The 20,238-nt window shown below is 61.8% G+C and carries 18 protein-coding genes; 9 read left to right on the top strand and 9 right to left on the bottom strand.

The genetic code is table 11. The features are described from left to right. Positions 1–48 precede the first annotated feature (48 nt). The 5 genes from LG409_RS10720 (at position 49) to LG409_RS10700 (ending at position 4,888) form a co-directional block, all read left to right on the top strand. Complete coding sequence (locus LG409_RS10720; protein ID WP_227406632.1) at positions 49–1,728, top strand: alpha-glucosidase; 1,680 nt, start codon at positions 49–51, stop codon at positions 1,726–1,728. Beyond that, positions 1,716–2,831, top strand: coding sequence for a sn-glycerol-3-phosphate ABC transporter ATP-binding protein UgpC (ugpC, locus tag LG409_RS10715; protein ID WP_227406631.1), 1,116 nt, complete (start codon positions 1,716–1,718; stop codon positions 2,829–2,831). The genes LG409_RS10720 and ugpC overlap by 13 nt, the downstream gene beginning before the upstream one ends. A gap of 107 nt (positions 2,832–2,938) precedes the next feature. Next, positions 2,939–3,460 (top strand): DUF3455 domain-containing protein, encoded by a 522-nt coding sequence (locus LG409_RS10710; protein ID WP_039179550.1) that lies wholly within the window; start codon positions 2,939–2,941, stop codon positions 3,458–3,460. Between the two features lie 115 nt (positions 3,461–3,575). Further along, entirely contained in the window at positions 3,576–4,154 is a 579-nt protein-coding gene (locus LG409_RS10705; RefSeq protein ID WP_096922757.1) for a sigma-70 family RNA polymerase sigma factor, read from the top strand. Next, positions 4,151–4,888, top strand: coding sequence for an anti-sigma factor (locus LG409_RS10700; RefSeq protein ID WP_096922758.1), 738 nt, complete (start codon positions 4,151–4,153; stop codon positions 4,886–4,888). Before LG409_RS10705 ends, LG409_RS10700 begins: the two co-directional genes overlap by 4 nt. A 42-nt stretch (positions 4,889–4,930) precedes the next feature. On the opposite strand, the gene trkA is transcribed toward LG409_RS10700, so the two are convergent. The 7 genes from trkA to malE form a co-directional block, all read right to left on the bottom strand. After that, positions 4,931–6,304 carry a Trk system potassium transporter TrkA gene (gene trkA, locus LG409_RS10695; protein ID WP_039179559.1) on the bottom strand — a complete coding sequence of 458 codons (1,374 nt, stop codon included), beginning with the start codon at positions 6,302–6,304 and terminating at the stop codon, positions 4,931–4,933. Next, on the bottom strand, positions 6,301–7,026 hold the full coding sequence (locus LG409_RS10690; RefSeq protein ID WP_096922759.1) for a response regulator: 726 nt from the start codon (positions 7,024–7,026) through the stop codon (positions 6,301–6,303). The genes trkA and LG409_RS10690 overlap by 4 nt, the downstream gene beginning before the upstream one ends. Next, entirely contained in the window at positions 7,016–8,113 is a 1,098-nt protein-coding gene (locus LG409_RS10685) for a sensor histidine kinase (protein ID WP_227406630.1), read from the bottom strand. The genes LG409_RS10690 and LG409_RS10685 overlap by 11 nt, the downstream gene beginning before the upstream one ends. Positions 8,114–8,115: 2 nt before the next feature. Then, positions 8,116–9,606, bottom strand: a complete 1,491-nt coding sequence (locus tag LG409_RS10680) for a TrkH family potassium uptake protein (RefSeq protein WP_096922760.1) — start codon at positions 9,604–9,606, stop codon at positions 8,116–8,118. A gap of 152 nt (positions 9,607–9,758) precedes the next feature. Next, positions 9,759–10,649, bottom strand: coding sequence for a maltose ABC transporter permease MalG (gene malG / locus LG409_RS10675; RefSeq protein ID WP_096922761.1), 891 nt, complete (start codon positions 10,647–10,649; stop codon positions 9,759–9,761). A 10-nt stretch (positions 10,650–10,659) separates the two neighbouring features. Continuing rightward, positions 10,660–12,216, bottom strand: a complete 1,557-nt coding sequence (gene malF, locus LG409_RS10670) for a maltose ABC transporter permease MalF (protein ID WP_096922762.1) — start codon at positions 12,214–12,216, stop codon at positions 10,660–10,662. A gap of 60 nt (positions 12,217–12,276) precedes the next feature. After that, complete coding sequence (gene malE, locus LG409_RS10665; RefSeq protein ID WP_227406629.1) at positions 12,277–13,464, bottom strand: maltose/maltodextrin ABC transporter substrate-binding protein MalE; 1,188 nt, start codon at positions 13,462–13,464, stop codon at positions 12,277–12,279. A 300-nt stretch (positions 13,465–13,764) separates the two neighbouring features. Here malE and zwf point away from each other — a divergent pair, with 300 nt between their 5' ends. From zwf to LG409_RS10645, 4 genes are all read left to right on the top strand, one after another. After that, positions 13,765–15,258, top strand: a complete 1,494-nt coding sequence (zwf, locus tag LG409_RS10660) for a glucose-6-phosphate dehydrogenase (RefSeq protein WP_096922764.1) — start codon at positions 13,765–13,767, stop codon at positions 15,256–15,258. Between the two features lies 1 nt (position 15,259). Further along, positions 15,260–15,925 carry a 6-phosphogluconolactonase gene (gene pgl, locus LG409_RS10655; RefSeq protein ID WP_096922765.1) on the top strand — a complete coding sequence of 222 codons (666 nt, stop codon included), beginning with the start codon at positions 15,260–15,262 and terminating at the stop codon, positions 15,923–15,925. Positions 15,926–15,967: 42 nt separating this feature from the next. Beyond that, on the top strand, positions 15,968–16,630 hold the full coding sequence (locus LG409_RS10650; protein ID WP_039179577.1) for a bifunctional 4-hydroxy-2-oxoglutarate aldolase/2-dehydro-3-deoxy-phosphogluconate aldolase: 663 nt from the start codon (positions 15,968–15,970) through the stop codon (positions 16,628–16,630). A 212-nt stretch (positions 16,631–16,842) separates the two neighbouring features. Beyond that, on the top strand, positions 16,843–18,324 hold the full coding sequence (locus tag LG409_RS10645) for a glycoside hydrolase family 32 protein (protein WP_227406628.1): 1,482 nt from the start codon (positions 16,843–16,845) through the stop codon (positions 18,322–18,324). A 21-nt stretch (positions 18,325–18,345) separates the two neighbouring features. Here LG409_RS10645 and LG409_RS10640 read toward each other — a convergent pair whose 3' ends face one another. Then, on the bottom strand, positions 18,346–19,311 hold the full coding sequence (locus LG409_RS10640) for a carbohydrate kinase family protein (RefSeq protein ID WP_227406627.1): 966 nt from the start codon (positions 19,309–19,311) through the stop codon (positions 18,346–18,348). Between the two features lie 45 nt (positions 19,312–19,356). Continuing rightward, complete coding sequence (locus LG409_RS10635; protein WP_227406626.1) at positions 19,357–20,226, bottom strand: aldo/keto reductase; 870 nt, start codon at positions 20,224–20,226, stop codon at positions 19,357–19,359. Between the last annotated feature and the right edge of the window lie 12 nt (positions 20,227–20,238).

Here is a 20,238-nt window from a genome sequence, read left to right as displayed (position 1 = left end):
CAGCCTGCATCATGCCCTTATCGCTGATAACAACCATAAGGATTCGCCATGATGCAGACACCTTCCACTTCACACTACGTTGGCAGCCAGGGGGCCGACTGGTGGCGCGGCGCGGTGATTTATCAAATCTACCCGCGCAGCTTCATGGATAGTCGCGGCGACGGCATTGGCGACCTGCGGGGGGTGATCGAGAAGCTCGACTACATTGCCTCACTGAACGTCGACGCCATTTGGCTTTCGCCCTTTTTTACGTCGCCCATGAAGGATTTTGGTTACGACATCAGCAACTACCGCGATGTCGATCCAATGTTCGGCAGTCTGGAAGACCTCGACCGGCTGGTCGAGGCGGCCCATGCCCGCGGGCTGAAAGTCACCATCGATCAGGTCATGTCGCACACCTCCGACCAGCACGCCTGGTTCGAGGAGAGTCGCCAAAGCCGCGATAACCCGAAAGCCGACTGGTACGTATGGGCCGACCCCAAACCCGATGGCGCGCCGCCGACCAACTGGCAATCCGTGTTTGGCGGCAGCGCCTGGCAGTGGGATACCCGACGCTGTCAGTATTACCTGCACAACTTTCTGGCCAGCCAGCCAGACCTCAATTTCCGCACCCCTGCCGTGGTCGAGGCCATTCTCGAAGAAGCGCGGTTCTGGCTGGAGCGTGGGGTCGATGGTTTTCGCCTCGATGCGGTCAATTTCTGTACCCACGGCGAGTTGAAGGATAATCCGCCGCGTCAGGAGATCACCGAAAGCTTTCTGGGCGTGCGCCCCGACAACCCCTATGGCTATCAGCTCCACCAGTACGACAAGACCCAGCCGGAAAACCTGGTATTCCTGGAGCGGCTTCGGGCGCTGCTCGATGAGTACCCCGGCGCCACCAGCGTCGGTGAAGTGGGGGATGACGACGCCCTCGGCGTCATGGCGGCCTACTCCCAGGGGGGGCAGCGGCTGCACATGTGCTACTCGTTCAACCTGCTGACCGACAAGGCCGACCCGACGTACCTGCACGAAACGCTGACCGAGATGGAAGCGCGGATTGGCGATGGCTGGCCCTGCTGGGCGCTGGGCAACCATGACGTCACGCGGCTGGCGACTCGCTGGCAGGCCCAGGGGCAGCTCGATAAGCTGCGTCTGTACATGGTGTTCTTGCTCAGCCAGCGCGGCAGCGTGTGCCTCTACCAAGGGGAGGAGTTGGGGCTGCCCGAAGCACAGCTGACCTTTGAGCAGCTGGTGGACCCGGCAGGCATTACCTTCTGGCCTGCCTATAAAGGCCGTGATGGCTGCCGTACGCCGCATCCCTGGCAGGCAGATAGCCGCCATGCTGGCTTCAGTCGTGCCACGCCCTGGCTGCCGGTGCCCGAAGCCCACGCAGCGCTGGCAGTCGATCAGCAAGAGCAGGATGCCGATTCACTGCTCAACGCTTACCGGGAGTTCCTGGCGTTTCGCCGCACCCAGCTCGCGCTGGTCAAGGGGGAAGTCCGCTACCACCCGGTGCGTGACGAGGTGCTCTGCCTGGAGCGCACCTATCAGCAAACCCGCCTGTTGGTGGCGCTGAACTTCAGCGATCAGACCATTACCCGCTCGGCGCCCAAGCATGCTGAAGCACTGGAAGGCGCTCCCCATTGGCTCAAGGGCGAGTGGCAGGCCGGTACGCTGACGCTGCCGCCGTTTGGCGTGGCAATTGCCCGCTGCCCACAGGCTCAGGAGGACGCATCATGGGACGTTTGACCCTTAGCGGCATCGGCAAGTCGTTTGACGGCGTCGAAATCTCCCGGGATATCGACCTCACCATCGAAGACGGCGAGTTCGTGGTGTTCGTGGGCCCCTCCGGCTGTGGTAAATCCACGCTGCTGCGCATGATTGCGGGTCTGGAGGACATTACCACCGGGGACATGCAGCTGGATGGCCAGCGGATCAACGAGATCCCGCCCCAGGAGCGGGACATCGGCATGGTGTTCCAATCCTACGCCCTCTACCCGCACATGAGCGTGGCCGAGAACATGGCGTTCGGGCTCAAGCTGGCGCGTACCGACAAGGCCGAGATTCGCTGTCGGGTGCAGCACGCCGCAGAAATGCTGCACCTCACCGAGCTTCTGGAGCGCAAGCCCAAGGATCTCTCTGGCGGCCAGCGCCAGCGGGTGGCCATTGGTCGTACGCTGGTGAAAGAGCCGGCGGTGTTTCTGTTCGACGAGCCGCTGTCGAACCTCGATGCTGCGCTGCGCGTGGACATGCGTATCCAGATTGCGGGGCTGCACAAGCGCTTGAACGCCACCATGATTTACGTCACCCACGATCAGGTCGAGGCGATGACCCTGGCCGACCGTATCGTGCTGCTTTCAAAAGGGCGTATCGCCCAGGTAGGCGCACCGCTGTCGCTGTACCACTTTCCCAACACGCTGGAAGTGGCGGAGTTCATCGGCTCCCCGCGCATCAATACCCTGCCGGTGACGGTGGTCGACCCCGGCCAGCACCGCACGCTGGTACGCCTGCACACCGGCGACAGCCTGGCGGTGGCCGTGAACGGGCAGCAGCTCAAGGCGGGTGATCAGGCCACATTAGGGCTGCGCGCCGAAGATTTCGTCGCCCCAGAACAGGCGGATGCAACCCTGGACGCCACGCTCATGGTGGCCGAAAAGCTGGGCTACGAGACCCTGGCCCATTGGCAAGTGGCGGGGCTGGAAACCCCCTTGACCCAACGCCTGGACGGACTGGCACGGCTGGCAGAAGGGCAGGCGTCTCGGCTGGGCATCAACGGCAAGCGCTGCCATTTGTTCGATGCCCAAGGGGATGCCTGCCCTCGCCAAGTGACGGTGGACGGGGTGAGCCAATAACGTTTTTTAGATTTTTTTCAAAAAGAGTGCATCCAATCGGTCTCCTCGTGTGTATCCCCTATACAGCCACGGCAAAAGTGGCTGATACACAACCCAAGGAGACTGACATGACCATTCAACATCTAACGCGTGCCACCCTCGCTGCGACCCTGATTGCATCCTTCAGTCAAGCGGCGCTGGCCGATGTGCCTGCCGACATCCAAGTGCCGGATGGCCATAGCGTCGCTCTGGAAACGGTGGGCGTAGGCGCGATTACTTACATGTGTGAAGCCAAGGACGACGGTAGCCTGGGTTGGGTTTTCAAGGGCCCCCATGCGGCGCTGAATGACCGCGAAGGCAATCAGGTCGGCAGCTACTACGGCCCGCCCGCTACTTGGGAATCACTGGACGGCTCCAAGCTGACGGCGACGCAGCTGGCCGTATCTCCCAACGGTGACGGCAACATTCCGCTGCAGCTGGTAGAAGCCAACCCGGCTGAAGGTGAAGGTGCCATGAACGGTGTCACTTACATTCAGCGCCTGGACACCCAAGGTGGCGTGGCGCCCGACGTGGCTTGTGGTAGCGATAACGAAGGCGCCACCGCCGTGGTTACCTACCAGGCCGATTACATCTTCTGGACCGCTAACTGATCTCGGCAACGCTTCTATCGTGCGTTGACTGTGGGGGCTCGCATCGAGAGCCCCCAACTATTATCCTCACTGAACTGCGGCGACAGCGACCGGCGCGTTACCAGGGAGTGATGATGTGTCTGATGAAGTTGGGTCAACGGAAGTAACTGAATTCGATCATGTCGATGCGCTCGCTCGCATTGCCCGTGGCGATCAGGCGGCGCTTCACCTGCTGTATCAGCAGGAAGGCGCCAAGTTGCTCGGGGTGGTGTACCGCATCGTCAAGGACCGAGGCATGGCCGAAGACATCGTTCACGATGCCTGCTTGAACATATGGCAGCGTGCCGCCAGCTTCGATCCGCAAAAGGGGGCTGCCCGCACCTGGGTATTCAGTATCGCTCGCCACCTCGCACTCAATGCCATTCGTGGGCGTGAGCGCCATGTCTATACCGACCTGAACGACCCCCATGAGTTTGCCGACGACGATACCTTTCAGCACGCTTTCCAGGTCGAGGAAGCGTTCGATTGGCAAACCGGCGAGCGCATGGACGAGTGCTTGCAGCAGTTGGAAGCCGAGCGTCGCAACTGCGTTCTGCACGCCTATGTAGATGGGCTCAGCCACGCCGAGATTGCGGCACACACCAGCACCCCGCTGGGGACGGTAAAAGCCTGGATCAAGCGTAGCCTGCTGCGTTTACGGGAGTGTATGGCATGACACGTGCTCATGAATCCGATGATCTGCATGCCCTGGCAGGGGAATACGTGCTGGGCACGCTGCCGATAGCCGAGCGTGAAGCGTTCGAGGCGCGTCTCGCCAACGAGCCTGCGCTGCAAAAGGCGGTCGCCGCCTGGGAAGAGCGATTTTTCCCCTATACCGCCATCGTCGACCCCGTTACGCCCTCCGATTACCTATGGCCGCGCATCGAGCGGAGCATGAAAGCATCTGCGGTACGGCCTACTGCACCAGTAGTGATACCCGCGCGCGCGCCGGTTGCACCGCGCCGCCGATTGATGCACAGCTTGCCGTTCTGGCGGGCCGCTACCGGGGCGGGCCTGGCGGCAGCGTTGGCGATGGGCGTCATGCTGAGCAACGTCACCACACAGCCCGCCGTACCCGAGTACATGGTGGTGCTACTGGCACCACAGACGCAGTCGGCAGGCTGGGTCGTGCAAGCGGCCAACCGCCAGGAGATTCAGCTGATCCCGCTGGGCACCTTCGAAGTGCCGGAGGGCAAAGCGCTGGAGTTCTGGACCAAGGCCGATGACTGGCAGGCACCCGTTTCGCTGGGTCTGGTAGAGCCGGGCCAGCCGCTGCGCCTGCGCCTGGACCAGCTCCCACCGCTGGAAGACAACCAGCTCTTCGAGCTGACCCTGGAAGAAGAGACCGGCTCGCCCACTGGCTTGCCCACCGGCCCCATCGAGTTCATTGGCCGCGCGGTGGAGATCTGAGTCTGCCTTCAGCCTATGCGCGGCGTTAGCCGAGCGCGTCTGTCAAAAGAAGGTCAAGCCGACCTGAAACAGCCGCTCGACGTCGCGGATACGCCGTTTGTCGATCACGAACAGAATCAGGTGATCACCGCTCTCCACGCGCACGTCGCCGTGGGCAATCATCACCTCTTTGCCGCGCACCACGGCGCCGATGGTGGTGCCTTCGGGAAGCTCGATCTCATCGATGGTGCGGCCCACCACCTTGGAAGACTGCTTGTCGCCGTGGGCAATGGCCTCGATGGCTTCCGCCGCGCCCCGGCGCAGGGAGTGCACGTTGACGATATCGCCCCGGCGCACGTGGGTCAGCAGGCTGCCGATGGTGGCCTGCTGCGGTGAAATGGCGATGTCGATATCGCCACCCTGGACCAGGTCCACGTAGGCGGCGTTGTTGATCAGCGTAAGCACCTTCTTGGCCCCCAGCCGCTTGGCCAGCAGCGACGACATGATGTTCACCTCGTCGTCGTTGGTCAGCGCGCAGAAGATGTCGCAATCCTCGATGTTCTCTTCTTCCAGCAGGCGCTTGCTGGTGGCGCTGCCGTGCAGCACCACAGTGCGGTCCAGCCGCTCCGAGAGCGTGGTGCAGCGCTCCAGGCTGTGTTCGATGATCTTGACCTGATGGCTATGCTCCAGATGCTCCGCCAGGCGTTCGCCGATGTTGCCACCCCCGGCAATCACCACGCGGCGGAAGTCGCGCTCCACCTTGCGCAGCTCGCTCATCACCGCGCGGATATCCCGCCGTGCCGCCAGGAAGAACACTTCGTCGTCGGCTTCGATGACCGTGTCGCCCTGGGGGATGATCGGCCGATTGCGCCGGTAGATGGCGGCGACGCGGGTTTCCACGTTGGGCATGTGCTTGCCCAGGAAGGCGAGGTTCTGGCCCACCAGCGGGCCGCCGTAGAAGGCTTTCACCGCCACCAGCTGCACCAGCCCCCCGGCAAACTCCAGCACCTGCAGGGCGCCGGGGTGCTCGATCAAACGGCGCACGTGGTCGGTCACCACCTGTTCCGGGCTGATCAAGACGTCGATGGGAATGGCTTCGTGGGCAAACAGGCCCTTGCGGGTGAGGTAAGCCGTGGAGCGAACCCGCGCGATCTTGGTGGGGGTGCGAAACAGCGTGTGGGCCACCTGACAGGCGATCATGTTGATCTCGTCGGTGTTGGTCACCGCGATCAGCATGTCGGCGTCTTCACAGCCCGCCTGGCGCAGCACGATGGGGTAGGAGCCCGCGCCGGTGACCGTGCGGATATCCAGCTTGGTGTGCAGCTCGCGTAGCTTGGCGCCGTCGGTGTCGACGACGGTAATGTCGTTTTCCTCGCGGGCAAGGTGCTCCGCCAGGGTGCCGCCGACCTGGCCAGCGCCAAGAATGATGATCTTCATTCGCTAATGTCCTCGCGGTCAAACTCGACGCAAAGCCGATACCCAATCCCCTGCTCGGTTTGCAGCAGGCTGGGAGTGTGTGGGTCATCGCCCAGTTTCTGGCGCAGCTTGCTAATCACAATACGTAAATAGTGGGTGTCTTGCTGATGGCTTGGCCCCCAGATGGTGCGCAGCAGGTGGGTTTGCGTCACGATACGGCCAGCCTGGCTGATGAGCTGTTGCAGCACCGCAAACTCTTTAGGGGTCAAATGGATCGTTTCTCCGTGAAATGTCACTCGATGCGCAGCAATATCGACGCTTAATGCGCCACATTGATAACGTGATGGGGCAATGGCCGGAGGATGCTGCCGCAACAGGGCGCGGATGCGGGCGAGCAGTTCCTGAATGCCAAAAGGCTTGGTGACATAATCATTTGCGCCGCTGTCCAGAGCGCGCACCTTCTCTGCTTCCTGACCGCGTACCGAGACAATGATGATTGGGATGCCGACCTGCTGGCGCAGCGTTCTGAGGACCTGCTGGCCGTCGATATCGGGCAGCCCCAAATCCAGCAAAATCAGATCGATGGGTTCAGTCGTCAAGCGCTCTCGCACGGAATGCAGAGCGGCAGCCCCTGTACTGGCTTCGCAGATGCAAAAGCCTTGTGACCCCAGGCTGATGCGTAAGAACTGACGAATTGCGGGCTCGTCGTCGACGATCAGTATGCGGGCGGGCTCAGGTGTCATCGCTCGGCTCCTGAATAGAGGGCGAGAGAGGCAGCGTCATGATGATTTGCGTGCCGTGCCCATTGGGGCCATCCGCCGCTGCCACCGTGCCGCCATGGGCACCCAGCATGCCACGGCAAATGGCGAGACCCAGCCCGGTGCCGTGCAGGCTACGGTCACCGTCGTTGCCGGTAAAAAACATCTCGAATACTCGTTCACGCATGGCGGCGGGAATGCCGGGCCCTTCATCGGTGATCGTGAGTGTGAGCGTGGTATGGCTAGGATCGGTAGATGCAGCGATGGTGATCACTCCGTCAGGCGGCGAAAATCGTGCCGCGTTTTCCAGCACATTGACCAGCGCCTGCTCGATCAAGGCAGGGTGAACGTTCAGGAGTGGCAGCTCGCTATCCCATGCCTGATGCACGTTGATATGCGTCAGTACACCCGCTAAGCGCCGGCGAGCGGAGGCCACCAGATCATCGACGCTGACCCAGTCGCGCTCGATCGCCAATTCGCCGTGGCCCAGTCGTGTCATGTCCAGCAAGTTCTGAATGTAACGGTTCAGGCGCTCGCTTTCATTGAGTACGCCGTCCAGCAATGCAAAGCGGTCCTGCTGGCTGAGCTGCGCATCCAGCGTGCGCAGCGAGCTTGCGGCACCAATGATCGAGGCGAGCGGCGTGCGTAAATCGTGAGACACCGAGGCGAGCAGGGCCGAGCGTAAGCGCTCTTGCTCCTCTGCCAACCGAGAGGCATTCAGCGCCAGCATACGCTCGCGGCTAACGCCCGCGATACGACCCACCACCAGTGCGATTAACAAAAAGAACAGCAGTGTGACTAGCTGCTCTCGCTCAGACACTGCCAATGAAAAGTACGGCTCGGTAAAGCCAACGTTAAACGCTACAAAGTTCACCAGCGCACTCATGAAAGCAGCATAGCTACTGGCCAGAACGGCGCAGGCAAGCACGGCCGTTAAAAAAATCAGCGATAAATTGGCCAGCGCGAGCCAGCTGTGCAACCACCAAGCGGCCAGCAGCGCAGCACCGCTAGTACCGAGCACCAAGGCTGACTCGCGCTGATCAGGAAGGCGAAACGCTGGCATCTTGTTCATCGTCAGCGCCGCCAGAACATGGGGGTCATCAGCACCACGACCGTCAATATCTCCAGGCGGCCCATCAGCATGCCCACACATAAAAGCCACTTGGCCGCATCGGGCAGGGTGGCGAAGTTGCCTGCCGGGCCAATGGTATCGCCCAGGCCAGGGCCGACGTTGGCCACCGCCGTGGCGGCGCCCGAAAGCGCCGTCACCAGGTCCAGCCCCAGCGCGGCAAGCCCTAATGCCAATACGGCAATAGTGATAAAGAAAAAGAACGAGAAGGCCACGACGCTGCGCGAAATATCGCTGGTGACCGGCTGCTGGTTGTAGCGGGTGGTAAAGATGCCGTTGGCATGAATCAGGTAGCGTAGCTGATTGCGCAGCATCAGCATGGCGATCTGGAAGCGGAAGATCTTCATGCCGCCGCTGGTGGAGCCGCTACAGCCGCCAATGAACGTCAGGTAAAAGAAAGCTGCAATCGGCAGTGTGCCCCACAGCGTATAGTCATCCGACGCATAGCCGGTAGTGGTGACCACGGACATGACGTTGAAGGTGACGTGAGTCAGGGAGACAAACCAGTCGTCGCCTTGCAAGACGCGCCAGGCGGTCAGGATGACGATGGCTGCCAACAGCAGTTTGAGCAGCCCACGCACCTGTTGGTCTTGCCATAAGGCGCTGCGCGAAGAGCGGATGAAACGGATGTACAGTACGAACGGTAGCGCACCGCAGAGCATGAAGAAGCTGCCCATCCACAGCAGCCAGGGCTGTTCTGCATAGGCGCCAAACGAGGCATCAGAGTTGGCAAAGCCGCCGGTGGAGAGCGAAGACATGCCATGCACGATGGCATCCAGTGGCTGCATACCGCCTAGCCAGTAACTGACCATGGCCGTTAGCGACAACATCACATAGATCGACAGCGTGGCTTTGGCAATGCCGCCGGTGCGGGGCATGACTTTATCCGACCAGTCCGAAGATTCGGTATGAAACAGACGCATACCGCCCACTTTCAAAAACGGCAGAATCGCGATGCCCATGACGATAATGCCGATCCCCCCCAGCCACTGCATCAAGCCGCGCCAAAGTTTCAAGCCGTCTGAGAGATTCTCGATGCCCACCAGCACAGTAGAGCCCGTGGTGGTGATGGCCGACACGGATTCAAAGACGGCATTGGTAAACGTTAGCTGCGGTGCGCCAAGAATCAGCGGCAGGCTGGCAAAGCCGCTAATGCTTACCCAACTGCCCGCCGTAAGGATAAACATCTGCCACGGTTTGAGTTCTAACGACGCACGATAAGTGAGCAGCAGTGTGGTAGCCACACAGGCGAGCACGAGCATGATAGAGAGGCCGAACGCCCGGGCGTCCGGGTCGCGCTCAATGAGCAGCACCGCCCAAGGCACCATCATGAACAGTGCGAGGATAAGCCATAGTACCGATAAAATCTTGAACACCGGTGCCCAGTGTCGGTAAAGCTCATTGCTGCGATAGAACCTTGCGTTTGTCGTATGCATTGCCTTGCTCATCGTTCATTTTGCTTAAGCATGGCCTATAACATCATGCACCTGCATAAAAAGTCCGTAAAAAATAAAATCCCGGCGCAGATTTCTCAGACGCCGGGGATGAGCAAGCCGCTCAAGCGAGGAAACAGCGCGTCAAGTACGCATCAACCTTTCACACCCCCAGCGGTCAGGCCGCCGATGATCCAGCGCTGGCAGATCAGGAAGGCCACGGTAATCGGCAGGCCAGATAGCACCGCCGCGGCGGCAAAGTTACCCCAGCGCTGGTTGTGATCGGCCAGGTACTGCTGGGCGCCCACGGCCAGGGTCAGCTTGTGCTCGTCCACCAGCAGTACCGACGCCATGGGGTACTCCATGATGCTCATCACGAACGCCAGAATGAACACCACCATCAGGATCGGCAGCGAGAGCGGCAGCAGGATGTAGCGAAACGCCTGCCAGGTGCTGGCGCCATCCACCATGGCGGCCTCTTCCAGCGAGCCGTCGATGGATTCGAAGTAGCCCTTGATCGTCCAGATATGCAGCGCCACCGCTCCAAGCGACGCCACGATCAGTGCGCCGTGGGTGTTGATGCCCAGCCAGCCCACGAACTGCCCCAGCCGGTCGAACAGCGCATACAGCGCCACCAGCGAGAGCACCGCCGGGAACATCTGAAAAATCAGCATGCCTTTGAGCAGCGGCTCCTTGCCCTTGAAGCGCATGCGCGCAAAGGCGTAGGCGCTGGTGGTGGCCAGCATCAGGATCAGCACCGACGACACCACCGCCACCTTGATGGAGTTCCACAGCCACAGCAGCACCGGGAAGGGCGGCTGCACGACGGTGCCATCGGCGCGCTCCCAGGGGATACCCAGCGCCAGTGACCAGTGCTCCAACGAGACGTTCTCGGGGATCAGGCTGCCGCTGGCAAAGTTGCCCTCTCGAAACGAGATCGAGATCACCAGCAGCAGCGGAAACACGATCAGCGAGACGAAACAGATCAGTGCCAGATGTGCTCCCAGGCGGCGTACGCCCACGGAGCGTGGTTGAACCATTGCCATCAGTAACCTCCTAGACCTTCACTTTGGAAAGGCGCAAATTGAGCAACGACATACCGGCCACCAGCAGGAAAATCAGCGTGGCAATGGCGGCCGCCAGGCCGAAGTTCTGTCCGGCATCCTGGAAGGCAATGCGGTAGGTGTAGCTCACCAGCAGGTCCGTGGTGCCCGCCGGGGTGCTGGCCCCCAGAATGTCCGGGTTGCCACCCGTGAGCAGCGCAATCAGCACGAAATTGTTGAAGTTGAACGCAAAGGCAGCAATCAACAGCGGCGTCAGGGGCTTGATGATCAGCGGCAGGGTGATGTGGAACAGGTTGCTGATCGGGCCGCCGCCATCCACCGCCGAGGCTTCGTACAAATCCCGAGGGAGCGCCTGAATCAGCCCCATGCAGAGCAGCAGCATGTAGGGGTAGCCTAGCCACGTATTGACGATGAGCAGCATGCTGCGGGCCAGCCACGGGTCGGTGAACCACTCCGGCCGCACGCCGAACAGGGTATCCAGAATCATGTTCACTTCACCGAAGTGCTGGTTGAACATGCCCTTGAAAATCAGAATCGAAATGAACGCCGGGACGGCGTAGGGCAGAATCAGCAGCGTGCGGTATATCGCTTTGCCGCGTAGCTGATCCCACTGCAACAGGGAGGCAAGCACGAAGCCCACGGCCAGGGTAAACACCACGGTGAGACTGGCAAACACGAAGGTCCATACGAAAATTTGCATGAACGGGCCGCGAATGTCCGGGTCGGTGAAGATTTGCGTGTAGTTCGAGAAACCCACGTTGACTGGCCAGCCCGGAGTGATGCGCTGGCCATCGTCGGCGACGAAAAAGCCGAGGGTGTGGTCCGGTGTCAGCACGCGGTCTTCTCGGCGATCGTATAGCGTGCCATCCTCCCGGGCCTCGTAGCGGTCGAGCATGGGCGCAAACTGGCGAATACCGGCCATGCGCAGCTCGGTGCCTTCGGGAGTGATCAGGCGTAGCCCCTGCAGGGCACTGCGCGCTTGAATGATGTCGCGCATGGGCAGCGGGTCTGCGATGGGAGCGTCACTGGCCGCCTGCAGGCCTAGCTGGCGAGACTCCACATTGGCCAGGTTCAGCGGTGACGACATCCAGCGCTGGCGCTCGTTTTCCAGCCGCAAACGCACCAGATCGCCTTCGGCATAAAGCGTGAGATCGAAAGCGTCATCGTCTTCCTGATAGGTCTGGCTCATCAACTGGCTGCGCACCCGCTCTTCCGAGAGCAGGTTGGTGGAGCTGTAGTTGCTGAAGCTGATCCCGAAGGTGTAGATCAGTGGAAAAATGACGAACACCCCCAGCCCTGCCACGGCTGGGAAAATATACCGGTGGCTCATCAGCGAACGCTTGGTGAAGACCACGCCCAGCGAGCCGCCGAGAAGCAGAAACAGCAGTGCGAACATCCACTGCCCGTTCAAATGAAAGGCCAGCACCAGCCAGAGTAGAGCGATGACCAGGGCCGCTATCACGCCGCGCAGAGCCCAGCGGGTGTAGCGTTCGGCAAGATGGCGAGAGCGGTGGCGGGGCAGGCCACGAGACGCATTGGTGGTATACATGATGGCTTCCTGAAGGCTGCCCGGCGCTTACACCGCCGGGCAGCAAGGGCAAAAGAGTGGCTACTGACGCATCCGGCGAGCAGCGGCATCCAGCGCTTCCTGGGGCGATTGGCGCCCGCTGCCGATGTTCTGCAGCGCGGGCTCCATGGCCGCCCAGAAGGCTCCCATTTCAGGAATGTTGGGCATCGGCATGCCCACTTCGGCGTTGTCGAGCGTGGCGGCAATGTTGGGGTTGTCCGCCAGCGCTGCCTGGTAATCGATATGCGCCACTGCGCCCAGCGAACCGTCGCTGTTGAAGGTGCGCATGCCCGCTTCACTCAGCAGGTAGTTCTCCAAAAATTCCACCGCCAGGAAGTCGTTGGGCGTGGCGGAATTGATCATCGCGGTCATCACGCCAAACATCGGTCGGGCGCGCTCGTCGCCTACCCGGGGCAGCAGCGCCACGCCATAATCGATGCCGCTGCGCTCCAGGTTGGGCCATGCCCAGGGGCCGCTGATCATGGTGGCGACTTCGCCCCGGTTGAAGCGAGTATCCATCAGGTTGTAGTCGGTGCCCCGGGGCACCACGCCGCTATCGATCAGCTCCACCAGCAGCTCGGCCCCCTGCAGGGCACCGGCATTGTTGACCCCGATGTCGCTGACATCATAGCCGCTATCGGTTTGCTTGAACGGGTAACCGCCGTTGGCGGCCAGCAGGGTCCAGCCATAATAGGGCTCGCTGTAGTCGAACAGGATGGCCTTTTTACCCTCAGGGGCCAGGGTGGCGTCCAGTTCGATCAGTTCCGCGAAGCTGTCGGGCGGGGTATCCACCAACGCCTTGTTATAAATCAGGCCAAGGGACTCCACGGAAATCGGGTAGCCATAGGTATCACCGTTCCACAGCGCGGCTTCCCAGGTGAAATCGAAAAACCCTTCACGGAACGCGCTGCTGGGGGATACCTGCCGGAGCAGGCCGCTTTGCGCCCATTCCCCCATGCGGTCGTGGGCCCAGATGACGATGTCCGGCCCCTGACCGCTCCCCGCCGCCTGCTGAAAGCGGTCGGTGAGGTTGTCCGGAAACACCACCTCTACCCGGATGCCGGTCTCTTCCAGAAACTGCGCGGCCACCGCGCGAATGCCTTCCTGCCCCTTGTTGTCGCCCATCCAGATCGTCAGGCGGTCCTCCTCGAAGGCCAGCGCGGGGGTAGCGAGGCCTGTTGCCAATGCCGTGGCGAATAGCGGCGTGAAAAAGCTGCGTTTCATTGTCATGATGTGCATACCTCGTGTAAGGCCATTGTTATTGTCGTGCACGATGCCGTCAGCGCGTGCCTTGTCGTGCCAGCCTCGCCAATCTGGTGTTGCGCCGCCTCCTCCCTGCGGGGGAGGAGGATGGCGTATGCCGGGGGCGTAGGGCCGAGCACTACAGGTACCGCCTGACAGGAAAAGCAGCCATGGCGATTTTTTTGTAGTAAAATTACACGAAATATTGCGTATAATGCCCGTTATCAGATAGATTTTAGGTAATCTAACTACATAAGTTGGATCACCTAATTATAAACAGGAGCTGAGATGAGCCAGTCACATGCACCGCTAGGCGACCCCAATCATGCGATTGATCTCGCGCTGTTCGGGGCGCTTGGTGACCTTGCCATGCGCAAGCTGTTCCCTGCGCTGTATCATCTTGATCGCGAAGGGCTGATGCCTGAAAGCACGCGGATCATGGGGCTGGCGCGTCAGGAGCATGACACGGCCGAGTTTCGTCAGCTGGTCAGCGCCGCGTTGCAAAAGCGCCTGAAAAAGGACGAGCAGGACAAGGCCAGCATGGAGCGCTTCCTGCAACGGCTGGAGTACCTGAAGCTCGACTTCACCACGGTGGACGGCTACGACGCGCTTCGCCAATGGCGTGAAGGCGCACGGCGCCCCATGGTGGTCTACCTTTCCGTGGCGGCGCGGATCTATGGCGATATCTGCCACAATCTCCAGGCCAGCAATAGCCTGGATGACGATACCCGAGTGATCGTCGAGAAGCCGATTGGCTATGACCTGGCGTCGTCGGAAGAGATCAACGACGCCATCGGTGCCGTGTTCCCCGAGTCCCGCATCTATCGTATCGACCACTATCTAGGTAAAGAGACGGTTCAGAACCTGATTGCCCTGCGCTTTGCCAACCCGCTCTTCGGCACCCAGTGGAACCAGAACCACATCTCTCACGTCGAGATCACCGTGGCCGAAAAGGTCGGCATCGAAGGGCGCTGGGGCTACTTCGACGACGCGGGCCAGCTGCGCGATATGGTGCAGAATCACCTGCTGCAACTGCTCTGCCTGATTGCCATGGACCCGCCTTCCAATCTGGATGCCGATGCCATCCGTGATGAGAAGGTAAAAGTGCTCAAGGCGCTGAAGCCGTTTACCGGCGAAGCGCTGGGCCGCGACGTGGTGCGTGGCCAGTACATTGCCGGTACCAGCGATGGCCAGGCCGTGCCGGGCTACCTGGAAGAAGAGGGCGCCAACACCCAGAGCCAGACCGAAACCTTCGTGGCCATGAAGACCGAAGTGTCCAACTGGCGCTGGGCGGGCGTGCCGTTCTACCTGCGTACCGGCAAGCGTATGCCGGAAAAGCTGTCGCAGATCGTCATTCACTTCCGTCAGCAGCCGCATTACATCTTCGACCCGGACCAGCGTGGCATCGCTTCCAACAAGCTGATCATTCGCCTGCAGCCGGAAGAGGGCATCGCCCTTCAGGTGCTCACCAAGGATAGCGGCCTGGACAAGGGCATGCGCTTGCGTCCCGGCCCGCTGCACCTGGATTTCAATAGCGCCTTCCCGAAATCGCGTATTCCGGATGCCTACGAGCGTCTGCTGCTGGAAGTCATGAAAGGCCAGCAGTACCTGTTCGTGCGGCGTGACGAAGTGGAGCACGCCTGGCGCTGGTGCGACCAGCTGATCAATGGCTGGAAATCACGCGAAACTCCGCCGCGCCGCTACCCCGCAGGCTCCTGGGGGCCGGTGGCCTCGATTGCCATGATTACCCAGGATGGCCGCAGCTGGTACGAGGATTATTGAAATGAGCACTACACGACAAGCGCTGGCCGAGCAGCTGGCTGAAGCCGTTTATCAAGCCCTGGCGGCAGACCTTGCGCACCAGGAGCGTGCCCTGCTGGTGGTATCGGGCGGTTCGACGCCGGTGCCGTTTTTTAAAGCGCTGGCGCAAAAGCCGCTGGCCTGGGCGCGGGTGGACATCACCCTGGCCGATGAACGCTGGGTGGATGAGCAGAGCAGCGACAGCAATGCCAAACTGGTGCGCGACAACCTGCTGCAAGGCCCGGCAGCAGCGGCTACGTTCGTACCGTTGACCTCGGCGCACGGCACGCCGGAAGAGGGCGTGGCTGCCGTGGCTGAGGCCACGGCAGGCCTTGCCTGGCCCGCCAGCGTGGTGATTCTGGGCATGGGCGGAGACGGCCACACGGCCTCGCTGTTCCCGGATAGCCAGGAGCTGGGGCTGGCGCTCTCCACCGACGAGCCGCTGGTTGCCGTGCGCACCCCCAGCCAGCCGCAGCCGCGTATTACTTTCTCGGCGGACCGTCTGCATCAGGCAAAACGCCACATTCTGCATATTACCGGCGATGACAAACGTGCCGTATTGGCCAACGCCATGAGTGGTGACGACGTTCGGACACTGCCGATTCGCGCCTTTTTATCTTGCCCGCTGGCGATCTACTGGGCGCCCTGACGGCAGGCCTTCGCCAATAACAATTTGCTTGGAGATTCACTGATGACCATCGATAAACAGTTACCCTCAACGCGCACCGCCGAGCTGGACAGTATTTGCCTGAAGGCCGAAGTCATTCCGGTCATTACCATCGAACGCATCGAGGATGCCGTGCCGCTGGGCCGTGCGCTGGTAGAGGGCGGCCTGAGCGTTCTGGAAGTGACGCTGCGTACCGACTGCGCGCTGGAAGCCATCAAGCGCATGAAAGAAGCCCTGCCGGGGGCCAGCATTGGTGTCGGCACGGTGCTCACGCCTGCACAGTACCGCCAGGCCGAACAGGTCGGCGCCGATTTCGTGGTGACGCCGGGGGCCACCGAGGCGCTGTACCGCTACGGCGTCGAGAGCCCGGTACCCATGCTGCCGGGCGTTTCTACCATTTCCGAGCTGATGACCGGCTGGCAGTACGGCTACCGCCGCTTCAAATTCTTCCCCGCGGAGTCCAGTGGCGGTGCCAAGGCAATCAAGGCGTTCGGCGCGCCGATCCCGGAAGCACGTTTCTGCCCCACGGGCGGCATCACCGTGGACAATGCCGAATCCTACCTCTCGCTGCCCAACGTGATGTGCGTCGGCGGCTCCTGGCTGACCCCGAAAGCCATGGTCGACGCCGAAGATTGGGACGGCATCCGCGAGCTGGCCCGCCAGGCCGCCGAGCGCTTCCATCACTGATGGATAGCCAGCTAACACCGTAATACCGTACCGAGCACTCTCGTCACTTGCTTCACTGATGTCGGGTCATGTGAGCAGGACGTTTGCCCGAGCATGTTGCCATGCTCGGGCTTTTTTATGCTTACGCCTAAAGGGGAGGAGTACGCATGGAGGGGAGTCGTGATACGCTAACTTAAACGATTAAGTTGACCGATTAAGTTAAGGTTTTAAGCATGACGTTAGCGGATTTTGAGCCCCAGCGGCCTGTGGTGCATTTCACCCCGCCGATGGGCTGGATGAACGATCCCAATGGGCTGGTGTTTTTCGAAGGCGAGTACCATCTGTTTTATCAGTTTCACCCCCTGGGGACCGAGTGGGGGCCGATGCACTGGGGGCATGCGGTCAGCCGTGACCTGTGCCGGTGGCAGCATTTGCCCATTGCGCTGGCGCCCGATGAAGAAGGGGCCTGCTTTTCCGGCAGCGCCGTGGTGGATGAGCACGATGTCACGGGGCTGTTCGATGGCAAGCCTGGGCTGTTGGCGTTCTATACCTGCCACAAGGTGCTCTCCGATGACCCGCAGGATTACCAGCAGTCCCAGTGCTTGGCGTACAGCCGCGACAAGGGGCGGACCTGGCAGCGTTACGCGGGGAATCCCGTTCTGCCGCCGCCCGGTTTCAAGGATTTCCGCGACCCCAAGGTGGTGTGGCATGCCCCCAGCCAGCGCTGGGTGATGGCGCTGGCCTGCGGGCAGGAGATTCACTTTTATACCTCGACCAACCTGCTGGCGTGGCAGTTTGCCAGCGCTTTTGGGGCGGGCGAGGGCGCGCACACCCAGCACCCTTGGGAGTGCCCGGACCTGTTCGAGCTACCGGTGGAAGGCGCCGAGCCCCATGAGCCCGCATCGCGCTGGGTGCTGGTGGTAGGCATTGGTGCTACGCCGGATAACCCGTTTGGCTCGTTTACCCAGTACTTCGTGGGTGATTTCGACGGCCAGCGTTTCACCAATGACAACGCTGCCGACACCGTGCTGATGATGGATGAAGGGCGGGACTTCTACGCGGTGCAGAGCTGGTCGAATACCCCTGGGCGGCGGCTGGCGCTGGCGTGGCTGAACAATTGGCAGTACGCCAACCATGCCCCTGAAGCGGGCTGGCGGGGCACCATGAGTCTGCCCAGGGAGCTTGCGCTGCGCGCAACGCATCGCGGCGTGCGCTTATACCAGCGCTTCACCCGTGAGGCGGCTCGAGCGGTCGGCGCCCCCCGCCATCTCTCGCCTCGCTCGCTGCAAACGGTGGGGGAGCACTGTATCGCCCTGCCGGAAGGCACGGCCGTGCGGGGGCAGATGACCCTGACGCTGCAGCCGGGGACGCGGCTGGCGCTTTCGCTGCAGCAGGGCTACCAGCAGCAGTTATGGCTATCGGCGGGTGAAACGCAGACGGCGCTGCACTATGCGCGCCAGGGCAGTAATGGCCAGGCCGCCTTCGATGAACACTTCGTCTGCGACCATGCGGCAGGCAGCGTCGATGGATTGACCGTCGAGATCATCTGGTGGTGCGATCACGGAACGCTGGAAATGCTGATCGAGGGCGCCACCGAGCAGCGCAGCATCAGCCAGGTGAGTCTGGTGGATCATCGCCGTCAGCCGACCACGCTGAACCTGGTCAGCGGTCGGGTGGCGATCATGGAAGGCCTCACTCAGAGCGTCGCCGAGTAGACTGCTCGGCGACGCTGAGGGCTAGCCTGCGGAGCCGCGCAGGGCTTCGATATCGGCGTGGGTGGGCAGGGCGGCATAAGCGCCGGGGCGGGTCACGGCATGGGCGCCACAGCGGCAGGCAATATCCACCGCGCGGCTGAGAAACGCGCTGTCCTGATGCCAGTTGGAGCGGATGCCGAACCGGGAAAGCTCCGCCAGCAGGCCGCCAATGAAGGCATCGCCACCAGCGGTGGTGTCCACGGCCGTCACGCTGGGCGGGGTGATGGTCTGCTCGATACCAACGCCTTTCAGCACCACGTCATGGGGGCCGTCAGTGATCACGATGACTTTCACACCGGCGGCCATGCGCTCGGCGAGCCACGCCTGCCTGGGATGGTCGCCGCGCAGGTAGTCCAGCTCTTCCAGCGAGACCTTCACCAGCTCGGCGCTATCGATCAGCTCGGTGACCCGCCACACATCCGCCGAGCCGTCCGCCCACAGGTTATGGCGCAGGTTGGCATCCACGCTTACCAGGCAGCCCGCTCGCTTGGCCATGGCGGCAATGGCCAGGGTGGTGTCGGCGATTTCCGGGTCGGTCAGGCTGTTGCTGCACAGGTGCACGATGGCAGGCTGCTCGAACACGCCGTGGGGCAGGTGCTCCAGGCGGTAGAGCAGGTCGGCGGCGGGCGGGCGGTAGAAGTCGAAGGTGCGCTCGCCATGGCTGTCTCGGGAAACGAAGGCCAGCGCCGTGCGGGCCTCTCGGGTCAGCACCACGCCTCGGGTGTCCACGCCGTGGCTTTGCAGCTCACGGATCAGAAAGTGCCCAAAGGTATCATCACCCACCATGCCCAGAAATTGGCTGGGTACGCTCAACCGGGCGCAGGCCACCGCCACGTTGGCTGGCGCACCGCCTGCGTAGGGGGTGAAGGTCTCTGGCCCCGTGTCGTCGCCCAGGCGGCTGGAGAGCATGTCAATCAAGGCTTCACCGAAAGCAATCACCGGCGTCATAGGTCGTTCCTTATCATTATTGGCATTGGATGTGAAACAAGCGCGTCAAGCGACGCAGTGGCCGCGGGCCGCCTCAAGCAGTTCGTACCAGGCTTCTCGGGGCAGGGCTTCCGGGCCAGTGAGCATATCGGCAATGCGCTCCGCTTTCACGCTGCCCACCACCGGCGCCGGGCGGCCGGGCAGGGTGCGCAGCCACGCCAGCGCCAGCGCGGCGGGGGTGCTGCCGAGCTGGCCTGCCAAACGGTTCAGCACGCGGCTGATCTCGCCTTGCATCAACTGGCCGCCCGCCAGTGGCGACCAGGCCATGGGCGCATGGCCATCGGCGTTCAGGTCGTCGAAGCTGCCGTCGAACAGCGGCGTGCTATGGGCAATGGAAAGCTCAATCTGGTTGGCCCGCAGTGGCTGGTGCATATGGCGTTGCAGCCTGCGCCACTGGCTGGGCAGGTGGTTGGAAATGCCCGCTGCGCCTATCTTGCCCGCGTCGATGGCATCGTCCAGCGCACGGCCGGTGGCCTCGGCCTCCATCAGCAGGTCCGGGCGATGAATCAGAAAATGATCGAGGCGCTCGACGCCCAGGCGGCTCAAGGCATCGTCGATGGCCCGGCCGAGATATGCCGGGCTGGCATTGTAGTGCTTTACCTTGCCGGAGCCCGCGGCCGGGTTGTCGTTGGCAATGCTGGCTTTGGTGACCACGTGGAGCCGCTTGGCCAGGGCCGGGCGGGCACGTAGCGCCTGGCCGAATAGCGTTTCGCAAGCTCCGTTGCCGTAGATGTCGGCATGGTCGAACCAGTGCAGGCCTTGTTCCAGGCGGGCTTCGATCCAGTCGGCCAAATGGCTCGCCTGGTGCATCTCTTGCGCTTCATGCAGGCGCATCATGCCGAGTACGAACGGCACGTCAAAGGTCACAGCAGCCATGGCGTATTTCCG

It is taken from the genome of Halomonas sp. NyZ770, assembly GCF_020616575.1.
Lineage (GTDB): Bacteria > Pseudomonadota > Gammaproteobacteria > Pseudomonadales > Halomonadaceae > Vreelandella > Vreelandella hamiltonii.
Note: the sequence above shows the minus strand (reverse complement) of the source record. Positions and strands in the feature narration are given on the sequence as shown.

Coding starts and splice junctions, on each gene's coding strand:
- malE (WP_227406629.1), bottom strand. CDS start 13,464: ATGACAATGAAACGCAGCTTTTTCACGCCGCTATTCGCCACGGCATTG.
- LG409_RS10640 (WP_227406627.1), bottom strand. CDS start 19,311: ATGACGCCGGTGATTGCTTTCGGTGAAGCCTTGATTGACATGCTCTCC.
- trkA (WP_039179559.1), bottom strand. CDS start 6,304: ATGAAGATCATCATTCTTGGCGCTGGCCAGGTCGGCGGCACCCTGGCG.
- LG409_RS10645 (WP_227406628.1), top strand. CDS start 16,843: ATGACGTTAGCGGATTTTGAGCCCCAGCGGCCTGTGGTGCATTTCACC.
- LG409_RS10710 (WP_039179550.1), top strand. CDS start 2,939: ATGACCATTCAACATCTAACGCGTGCCACCCTCGCTGCGACCCTGATT.
- ugpC (WP_227406631.1), top strand. CDS start 1,716: ATGGGACGTTTGACCCTTAGCGGCATCGGCAAGTCGTTTGACGGCGTC.
- LG409_RS10720 (WP_227406632.1), top strand. CDS start 49: ATGATGCAGACACCTTCCACTTCACACTACGTTGGCAGCCAGGGGGCC.
- zwf (WP_096922764.1), top strand. CDS start 13,765: ATGAGCCAGTCACATGCACCGCTAGGCGACCCCAATCATGCGATTGAT.
- LG409_RS10680 (WP_096922760.1), bottom strand. CDS start 9,606: ATGCATACGACAAACGCAAGGTTCTATCGCAGCAATGAGCTTTACCGA.
- LG409_RS10700 (WP_096922758.1), top strand. CDS start 4,151: ATGACACGTGCTCATGAATCCGATGATCTGCATGCCCTGGCAGGGGAA.
- malG (WP_096922761.1), bottom strand. CDS start 10,649: ATGGCAATGGTTCAACCACGCTCCGTGGGCGTACGCCGCCTGGGAGCA.
- LG409_RS10635 (WP_227406626.1), bottom strand. CDS start 20,226: ATGGCTGCTGTGACCTTTGACGTGCCGTTCGTACTCGGCATGATGCGC.
- LG409_RS10685 (WP_227406630.1), bottom strand. CDS start 8,113: ATGAACAAGATGCCAGCGTTTCGCCTTCCTGATCAGCGCGAGTCAGCC.
- malF (WP_096922762.1), bottom strand. CDS start 12,216: ATGTATACCACCAATGCGTCTCGTGGCCTGCCCCGCCACCGCTCTCGC.
- LG409_RS10690 (WP_096922759.1), bottom strand. CDS start 7,026: ATGACACCTGAGCCCGCCCGCATACTGATCGTCGACGACGAGCCCGCA.
- pgl (WP_096922765.1), top strand. CDS start 15,260: ATGAGCACTACACGACAAGCGCTGGCCGAGCAGCTGGCTGAAGCCGTT.
- LG409_RS10650 (WP_039179577.1), top strand. CDS start 15,968: ATGACCATCGATAAACAGTTACCCTCAACGCGCACCGCCGAGCTGGAC.